Annotated in this window: 17 protein-coding genes; 1 reads left to right on the forward strand and 16 read right to left on the reverse strand. The window is 74.4% G+C overall.

Features of this window, described 5'->3' with window-relative positions:
* Positions 1-73: 73 nt before the first annotated feature.
* From LG943_RS24860 to LG943_RS24925, 14 genes are all read right to left on the reverse strand, one after another.
* Entirely contained in the window at positions 74-1,000 is a 927-nt protein-coding gene (locus tag LG943_RS24860; RefSeq protein WP_270074810.1) for a sirohydrochlorin chelatase, read from the reverse strand.
* A gap of 125 nt (positions 1,001-1,125) precedes the next feature.
* Positions 1,126-1,758, reverse strand: a complete 633-nt coding sequence (locus tag LG943_RS24865) for a GTP-binding protein (RefSeq protein WP_270074796.1) — start codon at positions 1,756-1,758, stop codon at positions 1,126-1,128.
* Entirely contained in the window at positions 1,739-2,227 is a 489-nt protein-coding gene (locus LG943_RS24870; protein ID WP_408648648.1) for a DUF742 domain-containing protein, read from the reverse strand. Before LG943_RS24870 ends, LG943_RS24865 begins: the two co-directional genes overlap by 20 nt.
* Positions 2,224-2,658: a roadblock/LC7 domain-containing protein gene (locus tag LG943_RS24875; protein WP_270074797.1), complete on the reverse strand. Its 435-nt coding sequence runs from the start codon at positions 2,656-2,658 to the stop codon at positions 2,224-2,226. The genes LG943_RS24870 and LG943_RS24875 overlap by 4 nt, the downstream gene beginning before the upstream one ends.
* On the reverse strand, positions 2,655-5,189 hold the full coding sequence (locus tag LG943_RS24880) for a sensor histidine kinase (RefSeq protein WP_270074798.1): 2,535 nt from the start codon (positions 5,187-5,189) through the stop codon (positions 2,655-2,657). Before LG943_RS24880 ends, LG943_RS24875 begins: the two co-directional genes overlap by 4 nt.
* Before the next feature lie 266 nt (positions 5,190-5,455).
* Positions 5,456-6,895 (reverse strand): argininosuccinate lyase, encoded by a 1,440-nt coding sequence (gene argH, locus LG943_RS24885; RefSeq protein ID WP_270074799.1) that lies wholly within the window; start codon positions 6,893-6,895, stop codon positions 5,456-5,458.
* Between the two features lie 115 nt (positions 6,896-7,010).
* Positions 7,011-8,210: an argininosuccinate synthase gene (locus LG943_RS24890; RefSeq protein WP_270074800.1), complete on the reverse strand. Its 1,200-nt coding sequence runs from the start codon at positions 8,208-8,210 to the stop codon at positions 7,011-7,013.
* Positions 8,211-8,283: 73 nt separating this feature from the next.
* Positions 8,284-8,817 (reverse strand): arginine repressor, encoded by a 534-nt coding sequence (locus LG943_RS24895; protein WP_270074801.1) that lies wholly within the window; start codon positions 8,815-8,817, stop codon positions 8,284-8,286.
* Positions 8,814-9,788 carry an ornithine carbamoyltransferase gene (gene argF, locus LG943_RS24900; RefSeq protein WP_270074802.1) on the reverse strand — a complete coding sequence of 325 codons (975 nt, stop codon included), beginning with the start codon at positions 9,786-9,788 and terminating at the stop codon, positions 8,814-8,816. The genes LG943_RS24895 and argF overlap by 4 nt, the downstream gene beginning before the upstream one ends.
* Complete coding sequence (locus tag LG943_RS24905) at positions 9,785-10,984, reverse strand: acetylornithine transaminase (RefSeq protein WP_270074803.1); 1,200 nt, start codon at positions 10,982-10,984, stop codon at positions 9,785-9,787. Before LG943_RS24905 ends, argF begins: the two co-directional genes overlap by 4 nt.
* Positions 10,981-11,907 carry an acetylglutamate kinase gene (gene argB / locus LG943_RS24910; RefSeq protein ID WP_270074804.1) on the reverse strand — a complete coding sequence of 309 codons (927 nt, stop codon included), beginning with the start codon at positions 11,905-11,907 and terminating at the stop codon, positions 10,981-10,983. The genes LG943_RS24905 and argB overlap by 4 nt, the downstream gene beginning before the upstream one ends.
* Entirely contained in the window at positions 11,904-13,055 is a 1,152-nt protein-coding gene (gene argJ / locus LG943_RS24915; protein WP_270074805.1) for a bifunctional glutamate N-acetyltransferase/amino-acid acetyltransferase ArgJ, read from the reverse strand. The genes argB and argJ overlap by 4 nt, the downstream gene beginning before the upstream one ends.
* Positions 13,056-13,107: 52 nt before the next feature.
* Positions 13,108-14,136, reverse strand: coding sequence for an N-acetyl-gamma-glutamyl-phosphate reductase (gene argC / locus LG943_RS24920; RefSeq protein ID WP_270074806.1), 1,029 nt, complete (start codon positions 14,134-14,136; stop codon positions 13,108-13,110).
* 300 nt (positions 14,137-14,436) lie between these two features.
* Positions 14,437-15,681, reverse strand: a complete 1,245-nt coding sequence (locus tag LG943_RS24925) for an FAD-dependent oxidoreductase (protein WP_270074807.1) — start codon at positions 15,679-15,681, stop codon at positions 14,437-14,439.
* A 451-nt stretch (positions 15,682-16,132) separates the two neighbouring features.
* On the opposite strand from LG943_RS24925, the gene LG943_RS24930 reads away from it, so the two are divergent.
* Positions 16,133-16,927, forward strand: coding sequence for a TetR/AcrR family transcriptional regulator (locus LG943_RS24930; RefSeq protein WP_408648649.1), 795 nt, complete (start codon positions 16,133-16,135; stop codon positions 16,925-16,927).
* Between the two features lie 74 nt (positions 16,928-17,001).
* Here the strand turns inward: LG943_RS24930 and LG943_RS24935 are convergent, their stop codons facing one another.
* Positions 17,002-18,543 carry an NAD(P)/FAD-dependent oxidoreductase gene (locus tag LG943_RS24935; RefSeq protein WP_270074809.1) on the reverse strand — a complete coding sequence of 514 codons (1,542 nt, stop codon included), beginning with the start codon at positions 18,541-18,543 and terminating at the stop codon, positions 17,002-17,004.
* A gap of 148 nt (positions 18,544-18,691) precedes the next feature.
* Positions 18,692-19,126 carry a MarR family winged helix-turn-helix transcriptional regulator gene (locus LG943_RS24940; protein ID WP_270074812.1) on the reverse strand — a complete coding sequence of 145 codons (435 nt, stop codon included), beginning with the start codon at positions 19,124-19,126 and terminating at the stop codon, positions 18,692-18,694.
* Between the last annotated feature and the right edge of the window lie 459 nt (positions 19,127-19,585).

Here is a 19,585-nt window from a genome sequence, read left to right on the forward strand (position 1 = left end):
GGGCCGGGTTGTAGCGGGGGGGCGGCCGCCCCCCCCCCCGTAAACCCCCCCGACGGCCCTCGCGGCCCGGCGGCTACTCGCGGCGGTGGCGCGAGCCGACCGGGGCCGGCAGCTCCTCGACCGAGGGCGGGGTCTCGACGCCGAGGGTGTTGAGGACCTCGGCGTAGCGCAGGGCGGCGATCTTGGCGAGCGTGCCGCCCACGCCCAGCGGCGCGCACGCGCGGGCGCCGTAGCGCTGGGCCAGCGGCTCCAGGCGCTCGGCGGGGAACTCGGGGCCGACCACGCTGGGCGCCAGCACCGGGCGCGAGCACCCGGCGGCGCGCAACTGCTCGAAGGCGTGGTCGAGGCTGGCGGTGTCGCCGAGGTCGGCCGGCAGGACGGTGATGCCCAGCCGGGCGGCCAGCAGCACGGCGGTGACGCCGGTGGCGTTGACGGCCTCGGCGCCGCCGGCGGCGCCCACGACCACGCCGTCGGTCATGCGGGTGCCGGGCGCCACGACGCTGATGAGGCGCATGCGGTCGGCGCGGACGAACCCGGCCTCGGCCAGGCGCAGGTGCACGACCTCGGCGAGCATGGGGTGGGGTCCCAGGGCCTCGGTGACGCGGACGTCGGCGCCGGTCTGCGCCACGGCGTCGTTGATGGCGGCGGCGGTGGCGTCGTGCGGCGCGGTGACCACGGGCACCACGACGCCGCGCAGCGGGTGGCCCTCGCGCGGGCCGAGGTCGGCCAGGGCCTCGGCGAGGGAGCCGGTGCCGGCGCGGCCGTGCCGGATGGCGACCTCGGGGCGGTAGGCGCGCACGAGGTCGACCATCTGCGAACCGATGTCGGCGGCGGAGTCGGCGTCCTCGCCGGTGTCGCCGCGTTCGCCCGCCGGACCCGTGGGGACGGCGAGGACCAGGGTCGGGGTGCCCACCCAACTGTCGAAGGACAGCGGGTTGCGATGCCGACCGGAACGACGCCGCGGAAGATCGCGAGGGGGCAGTCTGTCCGGGTTTTGCATGCTCTCAGGGTTCACGCGAAGAATGCTAACGACTAGTGGGTGTTGATCTCTCCCGAAAGCCGTTTCCCGCGCCGTAAACAGGGCCGGACCTCGGACTTCGGTGGACCATGGTCCAAACGGTGCGCCTATCGTAGCGGCCGCGCGGCGGGCGCCGGGCTGCGTCGGCGCATAACGTGCTCCACCAGGGCCAGCAGCACCGCCTTGCTCGCCGCGCGGTCGCGGGCGTCGGTGAACAGGACGGGCACGTCAGGGGCCAGGTCCACGGCTTCGCGGACCTCCTGGGCACCGTATCCGCAGGCGCCGTCGAACTGGTTGACGGCGACCACGAACGGAATGCGCCGGTGCTCGAAGAAGTCCACGGCCGGAAAACAGGTGTCCAGCCGCCGGGTGTCGGCGAGCACGACCGCGCCCAGCGCGCCCTCGGCCAGTTCGTCCCACATGAACCAGAACCGGCCCTGGCCGGGGGTGCCGAACAGGTAGAGCACGACCTGCTCGGTCACGGTGATGCGGCCGAAGTCCAGCGCGACGGTGGTGGTGGTCTTCTCCTCCACCCCGCCCAGGTCGTCCACGCCGAGGCTGGCCTCGGTCATGACCTCCTCGGTGCTCAGCGGCGCGATCTCGCTGACCGAGCCGACCATGGTGGTCTTGCCGACGCCGAACCCGCCGGCGATGAGGATCTTCACGGCCAGCGGGATACCGGGACCGGGCGCCGCCGGGGTGTCCGGGGTGCCCTGGATGTCAGAGTCTGCGGATGCCATCGAGAACCGCCTGAAGTACGTCCAGTTGGGGCTTGTCCGAAACGGGGAGGGGAGCGCGCGCGAGCACGTCGCCGGCCGCGATGAGGTCGCCCAGCAGCACCTTGACCACGGTGATTGGCAGGTCCAGCAGGGCCGACAGCTCGGCGACCGAGACCGGCCGGTCGCACAGCCGCAGGATCGCGGCGTGCTCGGGCTCCAGGGCGGCCGCGCCGGCGGGCTCGCGGAGGGCCACCACGATGCTGATCATGTCCAGGCCGGCGTCGACCGGGCGGGTGCGTCCGCCGGTCACCGTGTAGGGCCGCACCAGCGGCCCGGCGGCGCCGTGGCGCGGCCCGCCCGCCGCCTCGCCGTGGCGCTGGCGGCGCTCCCGGACCACCTGCCGCGCCGCCTCGCGGGCCCGTGCCGCGCCCCGGGCGGCGCCGGGGCGGGTGTCGTACCCGGGGTGGTCGCACTCGCCGGCGGTCCTCACGACCCCGAGCTTCCGGCGGCGACGGACTGGGGGAAGCGCGGCGCGGAGGTGAGGAACTGGCCCACCCGCTTGACCCGCATGTTCATCTCGTAGGCGATCAGCCCGACGTCGGCGGTCTCGGCGGCCAGCACCGCCAGGCAGGCGCCCTCGCCGGCGGCGGTGACGAACAGGTAGGCGTGCTCCATCTCGACCACGGTCTGGCGGACCGCGCCGCCGCCGAACTGGCGTCCGGTGCCCCGGGCCAGGCTCTGGAAGGCCGAGGCGACCGCCGAGAGGTGCTCGCCGTCCTCGGGGGTGAGGGCCCGCGAGCGGCCGATGAGCAGGCCGTCGGCGGAGAGGACGATGGCGTGCTCGGCGCCGACGACCCGTTCGACCAGGTCGTCCAGCAGCCAGTTGAGGTCTCCTGCGGCGTGGTTGTTGTGCACCGTCACTCGTTGTCTCCCGTGTGTAGGCCGGTGGGCCGGACCGCGGTGCGCTGGCGAGCCGCGCCCACGGGGGTGGGTGGAAGGGGGGCGGTGTCCGCGTCGGCGGCGGCGGTGGGGGCGCGCCGGTCGGGGGCGGGGTCGTCGGCGTCGCGGGGGTCGACGGCGGAGTCGGGGTCGTCGGCGCGCCCGCGCAGGGTGCCGGCCTGGAACGCGCTCATGATCCGGCGGACGTCCTCGGGCGAGCGCTGGGCGGCCTCGCCGGGGCCGGCGGCGGGCGGGGCCTGGCGCAACTGCGGCGCCAGGCTGGCCTGGCGGCGGCGCTTGGGCAGGGCGGGGCGGTCGCCGCCGGGGTGGGGCGCGGGTTCGAGGTACTCGGCGTACCCGGCGTGCTCGGTGTGCTCGGCGGGCGCGGGCTCGGCGGGCAGGGGTTCGCCGGGCGGGGCTTCGGCGGGGTGGGGGTGCGGCGCGGCGGGGCCGCCCCCGGTGACGGCCTCGGGGCGGCGCCGGGGGGCCCGGCCGAGGGCCGGCGCCAGCAGGTCGCCTTCGGCGCGCGTGCGGGCGGGCGCCGGGGGCGCGGGTCTGGCGCGGCGCGGCGGGCCGGCCGAGGACACCAGGGCGGCGGGCACCAGCACCACCGCGCGGATGCCGCCGTAGGGCGAGGGGCACAGCCGCACCCGGACGTCGTGCTTGGCGGCCAGGCGCGCCACGACGAACAGGCCCAGCCGGGAGTCGCGGTTGAGCGCCATCACGTCGAACTCGGGGGCGTGCTCCAGGGTGGCGTTGGCGGCGGCCAGGTCGTCTTCGCTCATGCCCAGGCCGCGGTCCTCGATCTCGACGGCCACGCCCTTGGGCACGACCTCGCTGTGGATGTGCACCAGGGTGTGCGGCGGCGAGAAGGCGGTGGCGTTCTCGATCAGCTCGGCCACCAGGTGGATGATGTCGGCCACCACCGCGCCCGACAGCGAGAGGTCGGGCACCGCCCGCAGCTTGACGCGGGTGTACTCCTCGGTCTCGGAGATGGCGCCGCGCAGGATGTCGACGAGCGGGATGGGGTGGCGCCACCGTCTGCCCGGCTGGGCGCCGCCCAGGATGATGAGGTTCTCGGCGTTGCGCCGGCCGCGCGTGGCCAGGTGGTCCAGGTGGAAGAGGTCCTCAAGGAGGTCGGGGTCGTCCTCCTCGCGCTCGATGCGGTCCAGCAACTGGAGCTGGCGCTGCACCAGCGACTGGTTGCGGTGGGCGATGGCGAGGAACACCCGGTTGACGCCGGCGCGGGTCTCGGCCTCCTTGACGGCGGCGCTGACGGCGGTGCGCTGGGCGGTGTTGAAGGCGTCGGCGACCTGGCCGACCTCGTCGCGGCCGTGGTCGAGGCGGCGCAGCTCGGTGTCGAGGTCGACGGGTTCGCCCTGGGCCAGGCGGCGCACGATGCGGGGCAGCTCCTCGCGGGCCAGCAGCAGGGTGTCGGCGCGCAGCCGGCTGAGGCGGCGGGTGAGGTGGGCGGCCGAGGAGGAGGCCACCCCGTAGGCCAGGGTGCCGGCGAACAGCGAGATGATGCCGCCGCCCACGGCGAGGTTGAACAGCCAGCTCCCGGCGGTGTCGGTGGCGTTGACGACGGTGCCCAACTGGGCGCCGATGACCGATGCCAGCGCGGTGTCGACCTCGTCGGCGGCCGGGCGCCAGCCCTCCAGGCCCTCGGGCAGGGCGCCGGTGGCGCGGGCGCGGCCGGTGGCGGGGTCGGCCTCGACCTCGGGCTGGTGGCGGGCGACGGTGTCGGCCAGGGAGCGCACGCGCCGCCACTCCGCCGACCCGGCGAGGTCCTCATAGGCGGTGGCGGTGGCGCCGTCGAGGGCGGGGGCGACCTCGGTGACGCGGGAGCGCATGCCGTCGACGAGGGCGGTGAACCGGCTCTGCTGCTGGGGGGTGAGGGAGCCGGCGGCGACGGCGGCGCTGAGGAGGGTGTCGCCGCGCGCGAACTGCTCCTGGGCGCGCATCAGCCGGACGGCGTCGGCGGCGGCAGTGGCCGAGGCGCCGTCGTCCAGGCGGCGGGCGCGCAGCTCGTAGAGGCGCAGGCCGTCGCCGACGATGTCGGTGTAGGCGGTGGAGGCGGCGTTGGGCCCCATGTCGCCGGCGGAGACGCGGCCGCGGATCTCCGAGCGCTGCCGGAGTTCGGCGAAGTAGGCGTCGGCGGCGCGGGCGATGCCGGGGTCGCCGCGCCCGGCGAGCTGGTCGGCGCGGGCGGCGACCTCGCTGACGGCGTCGTCGGTGACCTCGGTCTGGCGGCGGAGGTCGGCCAGGGACTGGGCGGTGCCGTCGGCGGCGTGCACGGCGGCCAGGCGGCGCTCGCGCTGCAACTCCACGAAGGAGGCGTAGAGGTGGATGTCGGCGCGGCCGTCGCCGGTGGCGATCCGCAGCGTGATCGCCTGGGTCAGCAGCACCGCGCTGAGCACCGCGAACAGCACGAGGAACGTGATGCCGGGGATCAGCACGATCCGGTTGAGCTGGGCTCTGATGCTGCGCTCGGAGCCGCCCTGCCGACCCATTCAGCTCCTCCCACGACGCGGACGCATGCCATGGGCACCCGGTGGTGGGGGATCGGCGCCGGACCGGCGGCGGCACGCCCCGTCGTCACGCTGAGCGCAGGAGCGGATACCCGTGGTGCCCACAGACCCAGGACGCTACCTCATCGCCGGGGGCCGCGGCGGGGGTTTGGCCGAACTCGCCGGGCGGGGCGGGTGCGCGCCGAAAACACCGGCGGGGGCCGCCGCGGTGCGGCGGCCCCCGCCGGGGCGGCTCGGGGCGCGGGGCCTCAGCCCCGGCCGGTGCCGTGGGCGGCGTAGGCGCGGTGGCCGGCGATCGCCGCGCGCACCCGCTCAAGCTGCTCCTTCACCCGGGCGGGCGCGGTGCCGCCCTTGGCGGAGCGGGAGGCCAGCGACCCGGCGACGGTGAGCACCTCGCGGACCTCCGGGGTCAGGTGCGGCGAGATCGCGGCGAGGTCGGCGTCGGAGAGGTCGGGCAGGTCGATGCCGCGCTCCTCGCAGGCGCGCACGCAGGCGCCGGCGATCTCGTGAGCCTCGCGGAACGGCACCCGCCGGCGCACCAGCCACTCGGCGATGTCGGTGGCCAGGGAGAACCCCTGCGGGGCGAGTTCGGCCATGCGCTCGCGGTTGAAGGTCAGCGTGGCGACCATGCCGGTGAAGGCGGGCAGCAGCAGCCCCAGGGTGTCGACGGCGTCGAACACCGGCTCCTTGTCCTCCTGGAGGTCGCGGTTGTAGGCCAGCGGCAGCCCCTTGAGGGTGGTGAGCAGGCCGGCGAGGTCGCCCACGAGCCGCCCGGCCTTGCCGCGCGCCAGCTCGGCGATGTCGGGGTTCTTCTTCTGCGGCATGATCGAGGAGCCGGTGGAGAACGCGTCGTCGAGGGTGACGAAGGAGAACTCCTTGGTGGCCCACAGGATGACCTCCTCGGCCAGCCGCGAGAGGTCCACCCCGGTCATGGCGGCGACGAACGCGAACTCGGCCACCACGTCGCGGGCGGCGGTGCCGTCGATGGAGTTCTCGGCGGAGGCGGGGAACCCCAGCTCGGCGGCGACCGCGTCGGGGTCCAGCCCCAGCGAGGACCCGGCCAGGGCGCCCGAGCCGTAGGCCGACACCGCCGCGCGGGCGTCCCAGTCGCGCAGCCGCTCCACGTCGCGCAGCAGCGGCCAGGCGTGGGCGAGCAGGTGGTGGGCCAGCAGCACCGGCTGGGCGTGCTGGAGGTGGGTGCGCCCGGGCATGGGGACGTCGATGTTGGCTTCGGCCTGGTCGGCGAGCGCGGCGGCGAGGTCGAGCACGTCGGCGGCGATCGCGCGGGCCCGCTCGCGCAGGTACATCCGCACCAGGGTGGCGATCTGGTCGTTGCGGGAGCGCCCGGCGCGCAGCCGCCCGCCCAGCTCGGGGCCCACCCGCTCGATGAAGCCGCGCTCCAGGGCGGTGTGGACGTCCTCGTCGGCGAGCACGGGGGTGAACGCGCCGGAGGCGACGTCGGCCTCCAACCGGTCCAGGCCCGCGATCATGGCGTCCAGCTCGGTGTCGGTGAGCAGCCCGGCGGCGCGCAGGACGCGGGCGTGGGCGCGCGAGCCGGCGATGTCGTGGCGGGCCAGGCGCCAGTCGAAGTGGGTGCTCAGGGAGAGCCGCGCCAGCGCCTCGGCGGGGCCGCCGGAGAAGCGGCCGCCCCACAGGCGGGTGACCTCGGGTTCGCGCTCGTTGGCCACGGGTGGGTCCTTGTCGTGTGTGGGTGGGTCGGACGCCCGCCCCGCGAGGGCCGCGCCGGTGGCGGCGCCGCGGGGCGGGCGGGTGGTCGGTCGGTGGTGTCCGCGCGGCGGCGGGTCAGCCCTGCTTGCGGTCGCGCACGCTGGCGATCTTGGCGGGCATGCTCCAGATGTCGATGAAGCCGCGCGCCAGGGACTGGTCGAAGGTGTCGCCGGTGTCGTAGGTGGCGAGGTCGTAGTCGTAGAGCGACGCCTCGCTGCGGCGGCCGGTGACCACGGCGCGCCCGCCGTGCAGGACCATGCGGATGTCGCCGGTGACGTGCTTGTTGGCCTCGGCGATGAACCCGTCCAGGGCGCTCTTGAGCGGGGAGAACCACAGGCCGTCGTAGACCAGCTCGCCCCAGCGCTGGTCGACGCCGCGCTTGAAGCGGGCCAGCTCGCGCTCGACGGTGACGTTCTCCAGCTCCTGGTGGGCGGCGATGAGGGCGATGGCGCCGGGCGCCTCGTAGACCTCGCGGCTCTTGATGCCCACGAGGCGGTCCTCGACCATGTCGATGCGGCCCACGCCCTGGGCGCCGGCCCGCCGGTTCATCTCCTCGATGACCTGGAGCGGGGTCAGCTCCTTGCCGTCGATGGCGGTGGGCACGCCGGCGGTGAAGCTGACGACCAGCTCGTCGGGCTCGCGCGGCTCGGCCGGGTTGTCGGTGTAGGCGTAGACGTCCTCGATCGGGCCGTTCCAGATGTCCTCCAGGAACCCGGTCTCCACGGCGCGGCCGAACAGGTTCTGGTCGATGGAGTAGGGCGACTTCTTGGTGACGTCGATCGGCAGGCCCTTCTCCTCGGCGAAGGCGATGGCCTTGTCGCGGGTCATGCCGGAGTCGCGGACGGGCGCCAGCACCTTCAGCTCGGGGAAGAGTGCGGCCAGGCCGGCCTCGAAGCGCACCTGGTCGTTGCCCTTGCCGGTGCAGCCGTGGGCGACCATGGTGGCGTTGTGGTACCGGGCGGCGTCGGCCAGGTGCTTGACGATGAGGGGGCGCGACAGCGCCGACACCAGCGGGTAGCGGTCCATGTAGAGGGCGTTGGCGCGCAGCGCCGGGACGCAGTACTCGGTGGCGAACTCGTCCTTGGCGTCGGCCACGACCGCCTCGACGGCGCCGCAGTCCAGCGCGCGCTGGCGCACGACGTCGAGGTCCTCGCCGCCCTGGCCGCAGTCGATGGCCACGGCCACGACCTCGGCGCCGGTCTCCTCGGCGATCCAGCCGATGGCGACGGAGGTGTCCAGGCCCCCCGAGTACGCGAGTACGACCCGCTCGGACATGTGGTTCTCCTTGTGTGTGTGGGTGTGTGGCCCCGGCCGTGGCCGCCCCCGGCAGGCCGCGGTGGTGGGAACTTCAGGGACGGCGGTCGGCGAGCCGCAGCAGCGCTGATGCCAGTTCCCCGCCGCCCTCGGGGTCGCGGGAGATCACCAGGATGGTGTCGTCGCCGGCGATGGTGCCCAGGATGGCGTGGAAGTCGGTGTGGTCGATGGCCGAGGCCAGGTACTGCGCCGCGCCGGGCGGGGTGCGCACGATGACCATGTTGGCCGACGCCTCGGCCGAGACCAGCAGGTCCTGGGCGAGGCGGGTCAGGCGGGTGTTGTTGGCGTGCTCCAGGTCCAGGGTGTCGGGGCGGGCGCGCTGGAGGCGCTCCCCGCCCTCGCCGGGCAGGACGTAGATGAGGTCGCCGTCGACGGTGCGGAGCTTGACCGCGCCCAGTTCGTCCAGGTCGCGCGAGAGCGTGGCCTGGGTGACCTGGACCCCGTCCTCGGCCAGCAGCCGCGCCAGCTCCGCCTGGGACCGGACGTCGTTCTTGGTGAGGACGTCGGTGATGCGGGCGTGGCGGGCCGTCTTGGTCATGGGGGCCGGGCCCGTACCGTCGACGGTCATCGCGCGCGGTCCCCCGCACCCGCGTCGGTGCCGCCGGTCAGCAGGAAGTGCAGCAGCGCCTTCTGGGCGTGGCGGCGGTTCTCGGCCTGGTCCCACACGGCGCTGGCGGGTCCGTCGATGACCGCGGCGGCGATCTCCTCGCCGCGGTGGGCGGGCAGGCAGTGCAGGACGATCGCCTCGGGCGCGGCGGCGGCCAGGGCCGCCTCGTCCACGGCGTAGGGGCGGAACGGCGCCTGGCGCAGGTCGGCCTCGTCCTCCTGGCCCATGGAGGTCCACACGTCGGTGGCCAGCACGTCGGCGCCGGCGGTGGCGGCGGCGGGGTCGGTGGTGGCCTGGACCGAGCCGCCGGTGCCGGCGGCGATCTCGGCGGCGCGCGCCAGGATCGCGGGGTCGGGCTGGTAGCCCTCGGGTGCGGCGACGCGCACGTGCAGGCCGGCCAGGGCGCCGCCCAGCAGGTAGGAGTGGGCCATGTTGTTGGCGCCGTCGCCAAGGTAGGTGAGGGTGAGGCCGGCCAGGCGGCCCGTGCGCTCGCGCACGGTTTGCAGGTCGGCGAGGATCTGGCAGGGGTGGAAGGAGTCGGTGAGGGCGTTGACGACGGGCACCCGGCTGTGGGCGGCCATGGCCGCCAGCCGCTCCTGGGCGAAGGTACGCCACACGATGGCGGCGACCTGGCGCTCCAGGACGCGGGCGGTGTCCTCGACGGGTTCGCCGCGCCCCAACTGGCTGGTCTGGGCGTCGATGACCAGGGGGGAGCCGCCCAGGTCGGCCACGCCCACGGCGAAGGACACCCGGGTGCGGGTGGAGGGCTTGTCGAACAGCAGCGCGACGGTGCGCGGGCCCTCCAGCGGCCGGAAGGCGTGGGGGTCCTTCTTCATGGCGTCGGCCAAATCGAGGACGGCGGCCTGCTCGGCGGGGGTGAGGTCGTCGTCGCGCAGGAAGTGGCGGACCTGACCGGGTGCGGGGATGGTCATCGTGCCTCCTTGAGGATGGCGGGCAGGGCCGCGGTGAACTCCAGGACCTCGTCGCGGGTGATGGTCAGCGGGGGAGCGATGCGCACGGTGTCGGGGGCCACGGCGTTGACGAGGAAGCCGTGGGCGGCGGCGCGCTCCTGCACGGCCGCGGCGGCCGGGCGGGTGAGGGTGAGGCCGCGCCAGAGCCCGGCGCCGCGGACGCCGGCCAGCAGCGGGTCGTCCACCTCGGCGGTGCGGGCGGCCAGCAGGGTGCCCAGTTCGGCGGCGTTGGCCAGCAGGCCCTCGGCCTCGATGGTGTCCAGGACGGCGAGCGCGGCGGCGCAGGCCACCGGGTTGCCGCCGAAGGTGGAGCCGTGGTCGCCCTTGGCGAAGGCGTCGGCGTGGCGGCCGAAGCCGACGCAGGCGCCGATGGGCAGGCCGCCGCCCAGGCCCTTGGCCAGGGTGAGGACGTCGGGGACGACGCCTTCGGCCTGGTGGGCGAACCAGTGCCCGGTGCGGCCGATGCCGCTCTGGATCTCGTCCAGCACCATGGCGGCGCCGGCGGCGTCGCAGACGCGGCGCACCTCGGCGAGGTAGCCCGGCGGCGGCGGCACCACGCCGGCCTCGCCCTGGAGGGGCTCGACGATGACGGCGGCGCAGGTGTCGTCCACGGCGGCGGCCAGCGCCTCAACGTCGCCGAAGGGGACGAAGTCCACGGTGGTGCCGAAGGGGCCGAAGGGCTCGCGGATGGCGGCCTTGCCGGTGACCGACAGGGCGCCCAGCGAGCGGCCGTGGAACCCGTTCTCGGCGGCGACGAGGCGGGTGCGGCCCGGGCCGGCGGCGCGCTTGACGAGCTTGAGCGCGGCCTCGTTGGCCTCGGTGCCGGAGTTGGCGAGGAAGACGCGGGGGCCGCCGCCGGCGGCCGGGCCGCCCAGCAGGGCGACGAGGCGTTCGGCGAGCTGGACCTCGCGCTCGTGCAGGAACAGGTTGCTGGTGTGGGCCAGGGACGCGGTCTGGTCGGCGACCGCGGCCACCAGGGCGGGGTGGGCGTGGCCCAGCGCCGAGACGGCGATGCCGGCGATGAGGTCGAGGTAGCGGTTGCCGTCGACGTCCCAGACGTGGCGGCCCTCGCCGCGCGCCAGCGCGATGGGCGGGGTGCCGTAGTTGGGCATCAGCACCGCCTCGAAGCGGGCGCGGAGGTCGTCGGTGGCGCTCACTCGGACTCGCCTTCGTAGATGTCGACGGGGGCGGTGGGCTCGTCGGCCTCGGCGACGACCATGGTGCCGATCCCGTCGTTGGTGAACACTTCCAGCAGCATGGAGTCGGGGGTGCGGCCGTCGAGGATGTGGGCCTGGGGCACCCCGCCGCGCACGGCGGCCAGGCACGCCTCCATCTTGGGGACCATGCCCGCCGACAGGTCGGGCAGCATGGCCTCCAGTTCGCCGGCGGTCAGGCGGCTGATCAGCTCCTCGCACACCGGGTAGTCGGCGTACAGCCCCTCCACGTCGGTCAGGACGACGAGCTTGCCGGCGTCCAGGGCCACGGCGAGCGCGGCGGCCGCGGTGTCGGCGTTGACGTTGTAGACGCCGCCGTCGTCGCCGCGGGCCACGCTGGAGACCACGGGGATCCGGCCGTCGTCCAGGAGGGTGCGCACCACGCCGGGCTGGACGTCCACGACCTCGCCGACCTGGCCGATGTCGACGGGGGCGCCGTCGACGTAGGCGGCCTTGCGCTCGGCGGTGATGAGGTGGGCGTCCTCGCCGGAGATGCCCACCGCGAAGGGGCCGTGGGAGTTGATCAGCCCGACGATCTCGCGGTTGACCTGACCGACCAGGACCATGCGCACCACGTCCATGGTCTCGGGGGTGGTGACGCGCAGGCCGGCCTCGAAGCTGCTGGTGAGGCCGAGGCGGTCGAGGTGGGCGCTGATCTGGGGGCCGCCGCCGTGCACCACGACCGGGCGCAGCCCGGCGTAGCGCAGGAACACGATGTTCTGCGCGAAGCGCTCGCGCAGCGCCGGCTCGGTCATGGCGTTGCCGCCGTACTTGACCACGACGGTCTTGCCGTGGAAGCGGCTGAGCCAGGGCAGCGCCTCGATGAGGGTGTTGGCCTTGTCCAGGGCCTGCTTGCGTGAGGTCATGAGCTGTAGGCCGAGTTCTCTTCGACGTAGCCGTTGGTGAGGTCGGTGGTCCAGACGGTGGCGGCGGCGCTGCCCGCGGACAGGTCGATGGTGACGGTGACGTCGCGGCCGCTCAGGTCGACCTTGGCGCGGTCGTCGCCGATGGCGCCGCGGCGGCACACCCACACCCCGTTGAGGGCGACGTTGATCTCGGCGGGGTCGAACGCCACCGACGTGGTGCCGACCTCGGCGACCGCGCGGCCCCAGTTGGGGTCTTCGCCGTAGATCGCGCACTTGAACAGGTTGCTGCGGGCCACCGCGCGGGCGGCGGTGACCGCGTCCTCCTCGTTGGCGGCGCCCACGACCTCCACGGCGATGGTCTTGGTGGCGCCTTCGGCGTCGGCGATGAGCTGGCGGGCGAGGTCGTCGCAGACCTCGGTGAGCAGGGCGCCGAACTCGGCCTCGCTGGGGACGGTGCCCGAGGCGCCGCTGGCCATCAGCACGACGGTGTCGTTGGTGGACATGCAGCCGTCGGAGTCGACCCGCTCGAAGGTGACGCGGGTGGCGGCCCGCAGCAGGCCGTCGCACTGCTCGGGGGTGAGGTCGGCGTCGGTGGTGATGACGGCGAGCATGGTGGCCAGGGCGGGGGCGAGCATGCCGGCGCCCTTGGCCATGCCGCCGATGGTGTAGCCGGTGCCGCGCTTGAACGCGATCTTGGCGACGGTGTCGGTGGTGCGGATGGCGTCGGCGGCGCTGAGCCCGCCGTCGCGGGCGGCCTCGGCCACGGCGCGCTCCACGCCGTCGAGCAGGCGGGGCATGGGCAGCCGCTCGCCGATGATGCCGGTGGAGCAGACGACGATCTCGCCGGCGGAGTCCTCCAGGGCGGCGGCGGCGTGCTCGGCGGTGGCGTGGGCGTCCTGGAACCCGGGCGCGCCGGTGCAGGCGTTGGCGCCGCCGGCGTTGAGGACGACCGCCCGCACCCGGCCGCCCTTGGCGACCTGCTGGGACCACAGGACGGGCGCGGCCTTGACGCGGTTGCGGGTGAACACGGCGGCGGCCGCGCGGGAGGGGCCGTCGTTGACCACGACGGCGACGTCGCGGGCGCCGTCGGGCTTCAGGCCGGCGCTGACGCCGGCGGCGCGGAATCCGTTGGGTGCGGTGACACTCACGATGGGGCCTTTCAGATGCGGTGTCGGGGCGGTTCCGGTCAGGCCGATCCGATCAGGGTGCGACGCCGGCCGTGGGCAGGCCGGTGGTCTCGGGCAGGCCGAGTGCGATGTTGGCGCTCTGCACGGCGCCGCCCGCGGTGCCCTTGGTGAGGTTGTCGAGCGCGGCCACGGCGACCATCCGCCCGGCGGCGGGGTCGACGGTGGCCTGGACCAGGGTGGTGTTGGCGCCCAGCGTCATGGCGGTGGCGGGCCAGGTGCCCTCGGGCAGGACGTGGACGAACGGCTCGTCGGCGTAGCGCTCGCGGTAGGCGGCGGCGACCGCCTCGGCGGTGGTGCCGGGCCGCAGCGGCGCGCTACAGGTGGCCAGGATCCCGCGCGGCATGGGGGCCAGGACGGGGGTGAAGGACAGCCGCACCGGTTCCCCGGCCACGGCCGACAGGTTCTGCGTGATCTCGGGGTTGTGCCGGTGGGTGCCGCCCACGCCGTAGGGGCTGACCGATCCCATCACCTCGCTGCCGACCAGGTGGGGCTTGGGCGCCTTGCCGGCGCCGGAGGTGCCGGTGACGGCGACGACCACGGCATCGGGCTCGACCAGGCCGGCGGCCAGCGCCGGGAAGAGCGCGAGGGTGGCGGTGGTGACGTGGCAGCCCGGCACGGCGATGCGCCGGGTGCCGGCGAGCGCGTCGCGGGCGCCGGGGAGTTCGGGCAGGCCGTAGGGCCAGGTGCCGGCGTGGGGGGTGCCGTAGAAGGTCTCCCAGGCGTCGGCGTCGCGCAGCCGGAAGTCGGCGCCGCAGTCGACCACGAGCACGTCGGGGCCCAACTGCTCGGCGATGGCGGCGGACTGGCCGTGCGGCAGCGCGAGGAAGACGACGTCGTGGCCGGAGAGGGTGGCGGCGGTGGTCTCCTCCAGCACCCGGTCGGCCAGCGGCAGCAGGTGCGGCTGGTGCTCGCCGAGCCGGCTGCCGGCGTTGCCGCCGGCGGTCAGCGCGCCGATCTCGATCTCGGGGTGCGCCAGGAGCAGCCGCAGCAGTTCGCCCCCGGCATACCCGCTGGCCCCGGCGACGGCGGCCGTGTACCCCATCTCGCACTCCCCCGATTCGGCTGGACGGGACCGGACACGGTACTCCCGATGACCATGGACCTCATGATCGCCCCGCCATGAACCATCATGCATCCTCATGCAAGGTTATGCAACAGGTGGCCGCGTGCTTGGGCGCGCGGCCACCGTTGCGCGGAGCGTGCGAAGGGAGGCGGCGGAGAAGCGGCGGCAGCGGAGGCCACCTCAGACCGCGGCGGACCGGGCGGGCGCCCCCGGCCCCGGGCGGCTCTGAACGGCACCGCGCCACCCGCGTTCGACCGATGTGCGCCTGACGTGCCTCCCCTACGAGTGCGGCTGGGTGCGGGCGAAGTCGGGGGCGTGTTCGGGCCGTGGGCCGAAGCCCACGAACCGGGCGGGAACCCGCCGCAGCCGCGGGAACGCGCGGACGAGGAAGAGAAGGGCCTTGGGCGGCCCGGAACGCTTGCCCGCGAACTGTTTCTCGAACATGACGCGTTGCAGCAGCCGCTGGCCGGCCTGCACCACCACGGTGGGAAGGTACCTGCGCCGTTGCACGTCCGCGAGATCGGCGAGGGTGACGGCACCCCGCCGCAGCGGGTCGGCCAGGATCGCGGCGGCGGCCACCGCGTCCTGGACGGCGAGGTTGATGCCCACCCCGCCGGCGGGTGACATGGCGTGCGCGGCGTCACCGATGAGCAGCAGCCCGTCGAGGTACCAGCGCTTGAGCCGGTTGAGTTTCACGTCCAGCATGAACACCTCGTCCATGCTCGCCAACCCCGACACCCGGTCGGCGAAATCTGGGCGCAGAGCCGCGATGCGTTCCCGGAACCGCTCGATCCCCTCGGCCCGAAGCCGCGCGTCAGCGCCTTTGGCGGTGAAGTACGCCACCTGGTAGTAGTCGTCGCGGGCCAACGAGATCAGGGCTTCCGCGCCCTTCGCGACCGGCGTCACGCTGGCGGGTGCGGCCGCCTCCTCGGCCGACCGGGGCAGGCGGAACCACCAGACGTCGAACGGCACCCGGAACTCCGTGGGCACCAGCCCCGCTTCCCGGCGCAGGGTGGAGTGCCTGCCGTCGCACCCCACCGTCAGGCCGGCACGGATCTCCCCGGTGCGACCCTCCGCCGTGCGATACCGGACACCGACGACCTTGTCGCCGTCCCTGACCAACTCGGTCGCTTCGGTGTTCATGCGCAACGAGAACCCGGACTCCCTGCCCGCCGCCGCGGCCAGCAGGGAAAGCAGGTCCCACTGCGGCACCATTGCGATGTAGTTGTAGGGCGCGGCCAACGCCTCGAAGTCGCCCAGGGTCACCGTGCTCCCGTCGGGGGCGGGGAGCGCGAGGTTGCCCAGGCGGCTCTGCGGCAGAGCACGGAACTCCGCGCCGAGACCGAGCTCGTCCATGAGCCGGACGGTGGCCGGGTGGACGGTGTCGCCGCGGAAGTCGCGGAGGAAGTCACCGTGCTTCTCCAGCACGGTGACCTCGAGCCCGGCCCGCGCCAGCAGCAGCCCCAGCATCATGCCTGCCGGACCACCGCCGCACACCAGAACTGCGGTCCTCTCCACAGTCATAACAATTCCTTCCAGTTGATCCGCAGCGGACAAGCAAGGCGATGGCCACGCCACACAGCGCCGCATTCGCCCAGATCCCGGTGTCGGCACGCCCACGATCACGTGATCCTCCGCGGCCGCGGTACAGCCGTGGAATACGATCTGAGTGCAGACGGCGAGTCGCGCCCCTCTTCGCGCGGCCGAGATTTTGGGCGGCGAGCGACAGGAACGCCACGGCCGACTCGGCGGCGCCGAGGAGGTGGCACACCAGGTAGGCGTCAAGCGCGAGATGCACCCCAACGGCACCCGGAATCAGGCCGGGCGCAGTGGTGAGCACCACACCCGCCGCGAAGGTGATCACGGCGTGGATCGCGGGCAGCCCGCGCGGGTTCGACGACCGCCTCTGACGCGGCGGCTGTTGATACTGCACTGAAGATGATACACATATGAAGTTCAGTTAGGAAACAGTACCATGCCGGTTGTGGACGAGGAGCTGGTCCGAGCTGCGCTGGCCGCCGCCGAACAGCACGGCAAAGACGTGGCCGACGTGCCACTGGGCGCGATAGCCGCCGCCGCGGGCATCTCCCGCAGCACCCTGATCCGGCGGCTCGGCGGCTCACGGGCTCGGCTGGACGAGGCCGTCCAGCGCGCCGGGGTCGATCTCGGCGGGCGGCCGCCGGTGCGGGAGCGGGCCCTGGAAGCCGCCGCCACGCTGATCGCCCGCGACGGGCTGGGCGCGGTCACCCTGGAGGCCGTCGCCGCGACCGCGGACTGTGCGCCGACCAGCCTGTACTCCGTCTTCGGCAACCGCGACGGGCTGCTCGCCACCATGTTCGACCGGTACGTGCCCATCCCCGACCTGGAAGCGCTCGCCGCCGATCCACCCGAACGGCTCGAAGACACCGTCCACGCCGTCTACGCGGCGCTGGCCGAAGCGTTCGCCAGGGAACCGCGCGTGCTGCCCGCGATCTTCGGCGATCTTTTCACCCGCCCCGACGGCACCGCCGCGCGCATGCTCAAAACCAACCTGCCCAGGATGTTCGCCAGCCTCGGCGGTCTGCTGAGCACGCTGGTCCACACCGGACGGCTCCGCCCGCTCCCACTGCCACTGCTCATGCAACTGATGCTCGGCCCGATGGCCGGGCACATGCTGCTGCGCCCGGTACTCCAGGACGCACTGGGAAACACCTTGCCCCCGGTCGACGAGGTCGCCCGCACCTTCGCCGAAGCGTTTCTCCGTGCCGCAGCCCCGGAGGCGCCGGCCTGATCCGGGCCTCCCGCCGAAGCACCAAGGCGCCTCACCGCGTCGCCGCCTCGCCTTTGCCGAAGCGGTGGCCGCCGCTATCTCCCGGCGATGCGACCGGCGATCTCGGCCAGGCGCGACGTGCGGGAGACCCGGTCGGACTCGCGGCGGTCGGCTCCCCGGTAGAGGCCGTACACGAGGTGGGTGCCGACCCAGCGCAGGGGCTCGGGCTCCCAGCCGCGCACGCGGTGGCCGACCCACGGGAGCTGGGTGAGGTCGGTGCGCCGCCGCAGGATGAGGTCGCGCAGGGTGCGCCCGGCCAGGTTGCTGGTGGTCACGCCGTTGCCGACGTAGCCGCCCGCCCACCCCAGGCCGGACTCCTGGTCCAGGTTGACCGTGGGCCGCCAGTCGCGCGGGAACCCGAGCACACCCGACCAGGCGTGGGCCACGGGCACCTCCGAGGCCACCGGGAAGAGGCGGGCCAGCACCCGCCACAGCTCGGCGATGGTCTGCGGCGGGGTGGCCCCACGGTCGTCGCGGGCCGAGCCGAACCGGTAGGGCACGCCCCGGCCGCCGATGGCGATGCGCCCGTCGGCGGTGCGCTGGGCGTAGAAGTAGGCGTGCGCCTGGTCGCCGAGGACCTCGTGCCGCTCCCAGCCGATGTGGTCCCACATGGCCTCGGTCAGCGGCTCGGTGACGATCATCGAACTGTTCATCGGCAGCCACTCCCGCCGCCACCCCTGGATGGTGGAGGTGAAGCCCTCGGTGGCGCGGATGACGTGGTCGGCGCGCACGGTCCCGCCCTCCGTGACGGCGCCCGGCCGCACGGCGCCCTCGCGCGGGTGGATCTCGGTGACGGCGGTGCCCTCGAAGATGTCCACGCCCAGCGCCTCGACCGCCGCCGCCAGGCCCACCACCAGCTTGGCGGGGTGGACGCGCGCCGCGTGCGGGCTGTAGGCCGCCGCGACCGCGCCGTCGACCTGGAGGCGCGGCTCGCCGTAGGGGTCGAGCAGGTAGAGGTCCTCGGGCCAGTAGCCCCAGGTGTGCAGTTCCTCGACCTCGGCGATCAGCCGGGCCTTCTGCGCGGGGTTGGTGGCGACCAGGCGCATGCCGCCCTTGACGATGTCGGCGTCGACGCCCTCGGCCTCGGCGACCGCGATCACCTCGTCCACGGAGTCCATCATCGCCCGCTGCAAGGCGACCATCCCGCCCTTGCCGCCGCCGGTGCCGCCCTTGGGGCTGTCGCCCCTCCTGCCGGTGGCGCCCCTCTTCGCGGCGGCGGCGATCCCGCCGCCGCTGCCGCCGGCCGCGCCGCCGCCCTCGGCGCCGTAGGGCCGCCGGGATCCGGCGAACTCGGCCGAGAGCCAGCCGCCGTTGCGGCCCGAGGCGCCGAACCCGGCGAACTCGCGCTCCAGCACGGCGACGCGCAGGTCGGGCTGGGCCTTCTTCAGGTAGTAGGCGGTCCACAGGCCGGTGTAGCCGGCGCCGACGACGCAGACGTCGTAGTCGGCGGAGCCGGGCAGGGCGGGCCGGCGCTCGGGCAGGCCGATGTCGCGGAACCAGAAGGACACGCCGCCGTTGCGGAACTCCTGGGAGCGCGGAATGGCGCGCATCTCGGCTGCGCTGGCGAACGGCTTCATGGAACCCCCGGCGGTCCGGTTGGCTGCTGCTGTGGAACAGCGTCAGGCTATCGGGGGTACAGCGTCCTGGTTCGCCCCGACTCCTGTGGTGTGCGCGACCTGGCCGGATGCGGACGGTATCGCCCCCGCCGCCGCACCGGGCGGCCCGCTAGGGCTGGTGGGCGCGGGCGCTGTCGCGCAGGACGCGGGCGTGGCGCGCGAGGTCGCGCACGCCGTCCTCGCCCAGCGGCGCGAGCACGTGTTCGCGCAGCAGGCGCACGTGGCGGGCGCGCGCCTCCTCGGCGAGGGCGCGGCCCTCGGGGGTGAGTTCGGCGTAGACGACGCGGCGGTCGTGGTCGCACGACACGCGGACGACGTACCCCTTGGCGACGAGGCGGTCGGCGAGCTTGGTGAACCCGCCGCTGCTCAGGCTGACCTCGCGGGCCAGGGTGCTCATGGGCAGCCGGTTGCCAGGGGAGCGCTGGAGGCGGATCAGCACCTCGAACCAGGGGCCGGCCATGTCCTCGCCGCTGGGGTGGACGCCGCGCAGCAGCAGCGGGGAGGTGTCGTTGACCGCCTCGACCAGCAGGCCCCAGGCGGTGATGAGGTCGTCGTCGCTGGGTGTACCGGCGGTACCGGGGGCTCCGTCGGCGGCGTCGGCACCGGCCGCGCCGGGCCGGGGGGCCGTTCCGGATCGCCTGCCCACCGGTGCCTCCCCTTCGCCCGTGCCGCGCGGTGTGCGGCTCGTCCGCACCCGAACGGTGAAACTACCGCGCGCCGCCGACAGGATCCGGTGTGCCGGGCTCCCCGTCCGCCGGCCGGCGCGACGCTACGACACCACGATTGTACGGCATCAAAGTTATCAAAAAGGAAATATCTTCCCAGTCAGGAATAATAGGACGAATCCGGCAACCCCAGAGCCCGGGAGGCGGCGGCGCAGCGGCCCCGCACACCCCGGGCTCCCGGCCCGGGAAGACCGCCGGACCGGCGGGGGCGGCGCCCCCCCCCCCCCCCCCCCCGGGCGCGGCACCGCGGGCCGCCCTGGGGGCCGCCCCCAAGGGGA

The sequence above is a fragment of the Streptomonospora mangrovi genome (assembly GCF_027604915.1).
In the GTDB taxonomy this organism is placed as follows: domain Bacteria; phylum Actinomycetota; class Actinomycetes; order Streptosporangiales; family Streptosporangiaceae; genus Streptomonospora; species Streptomonospora mangrovi.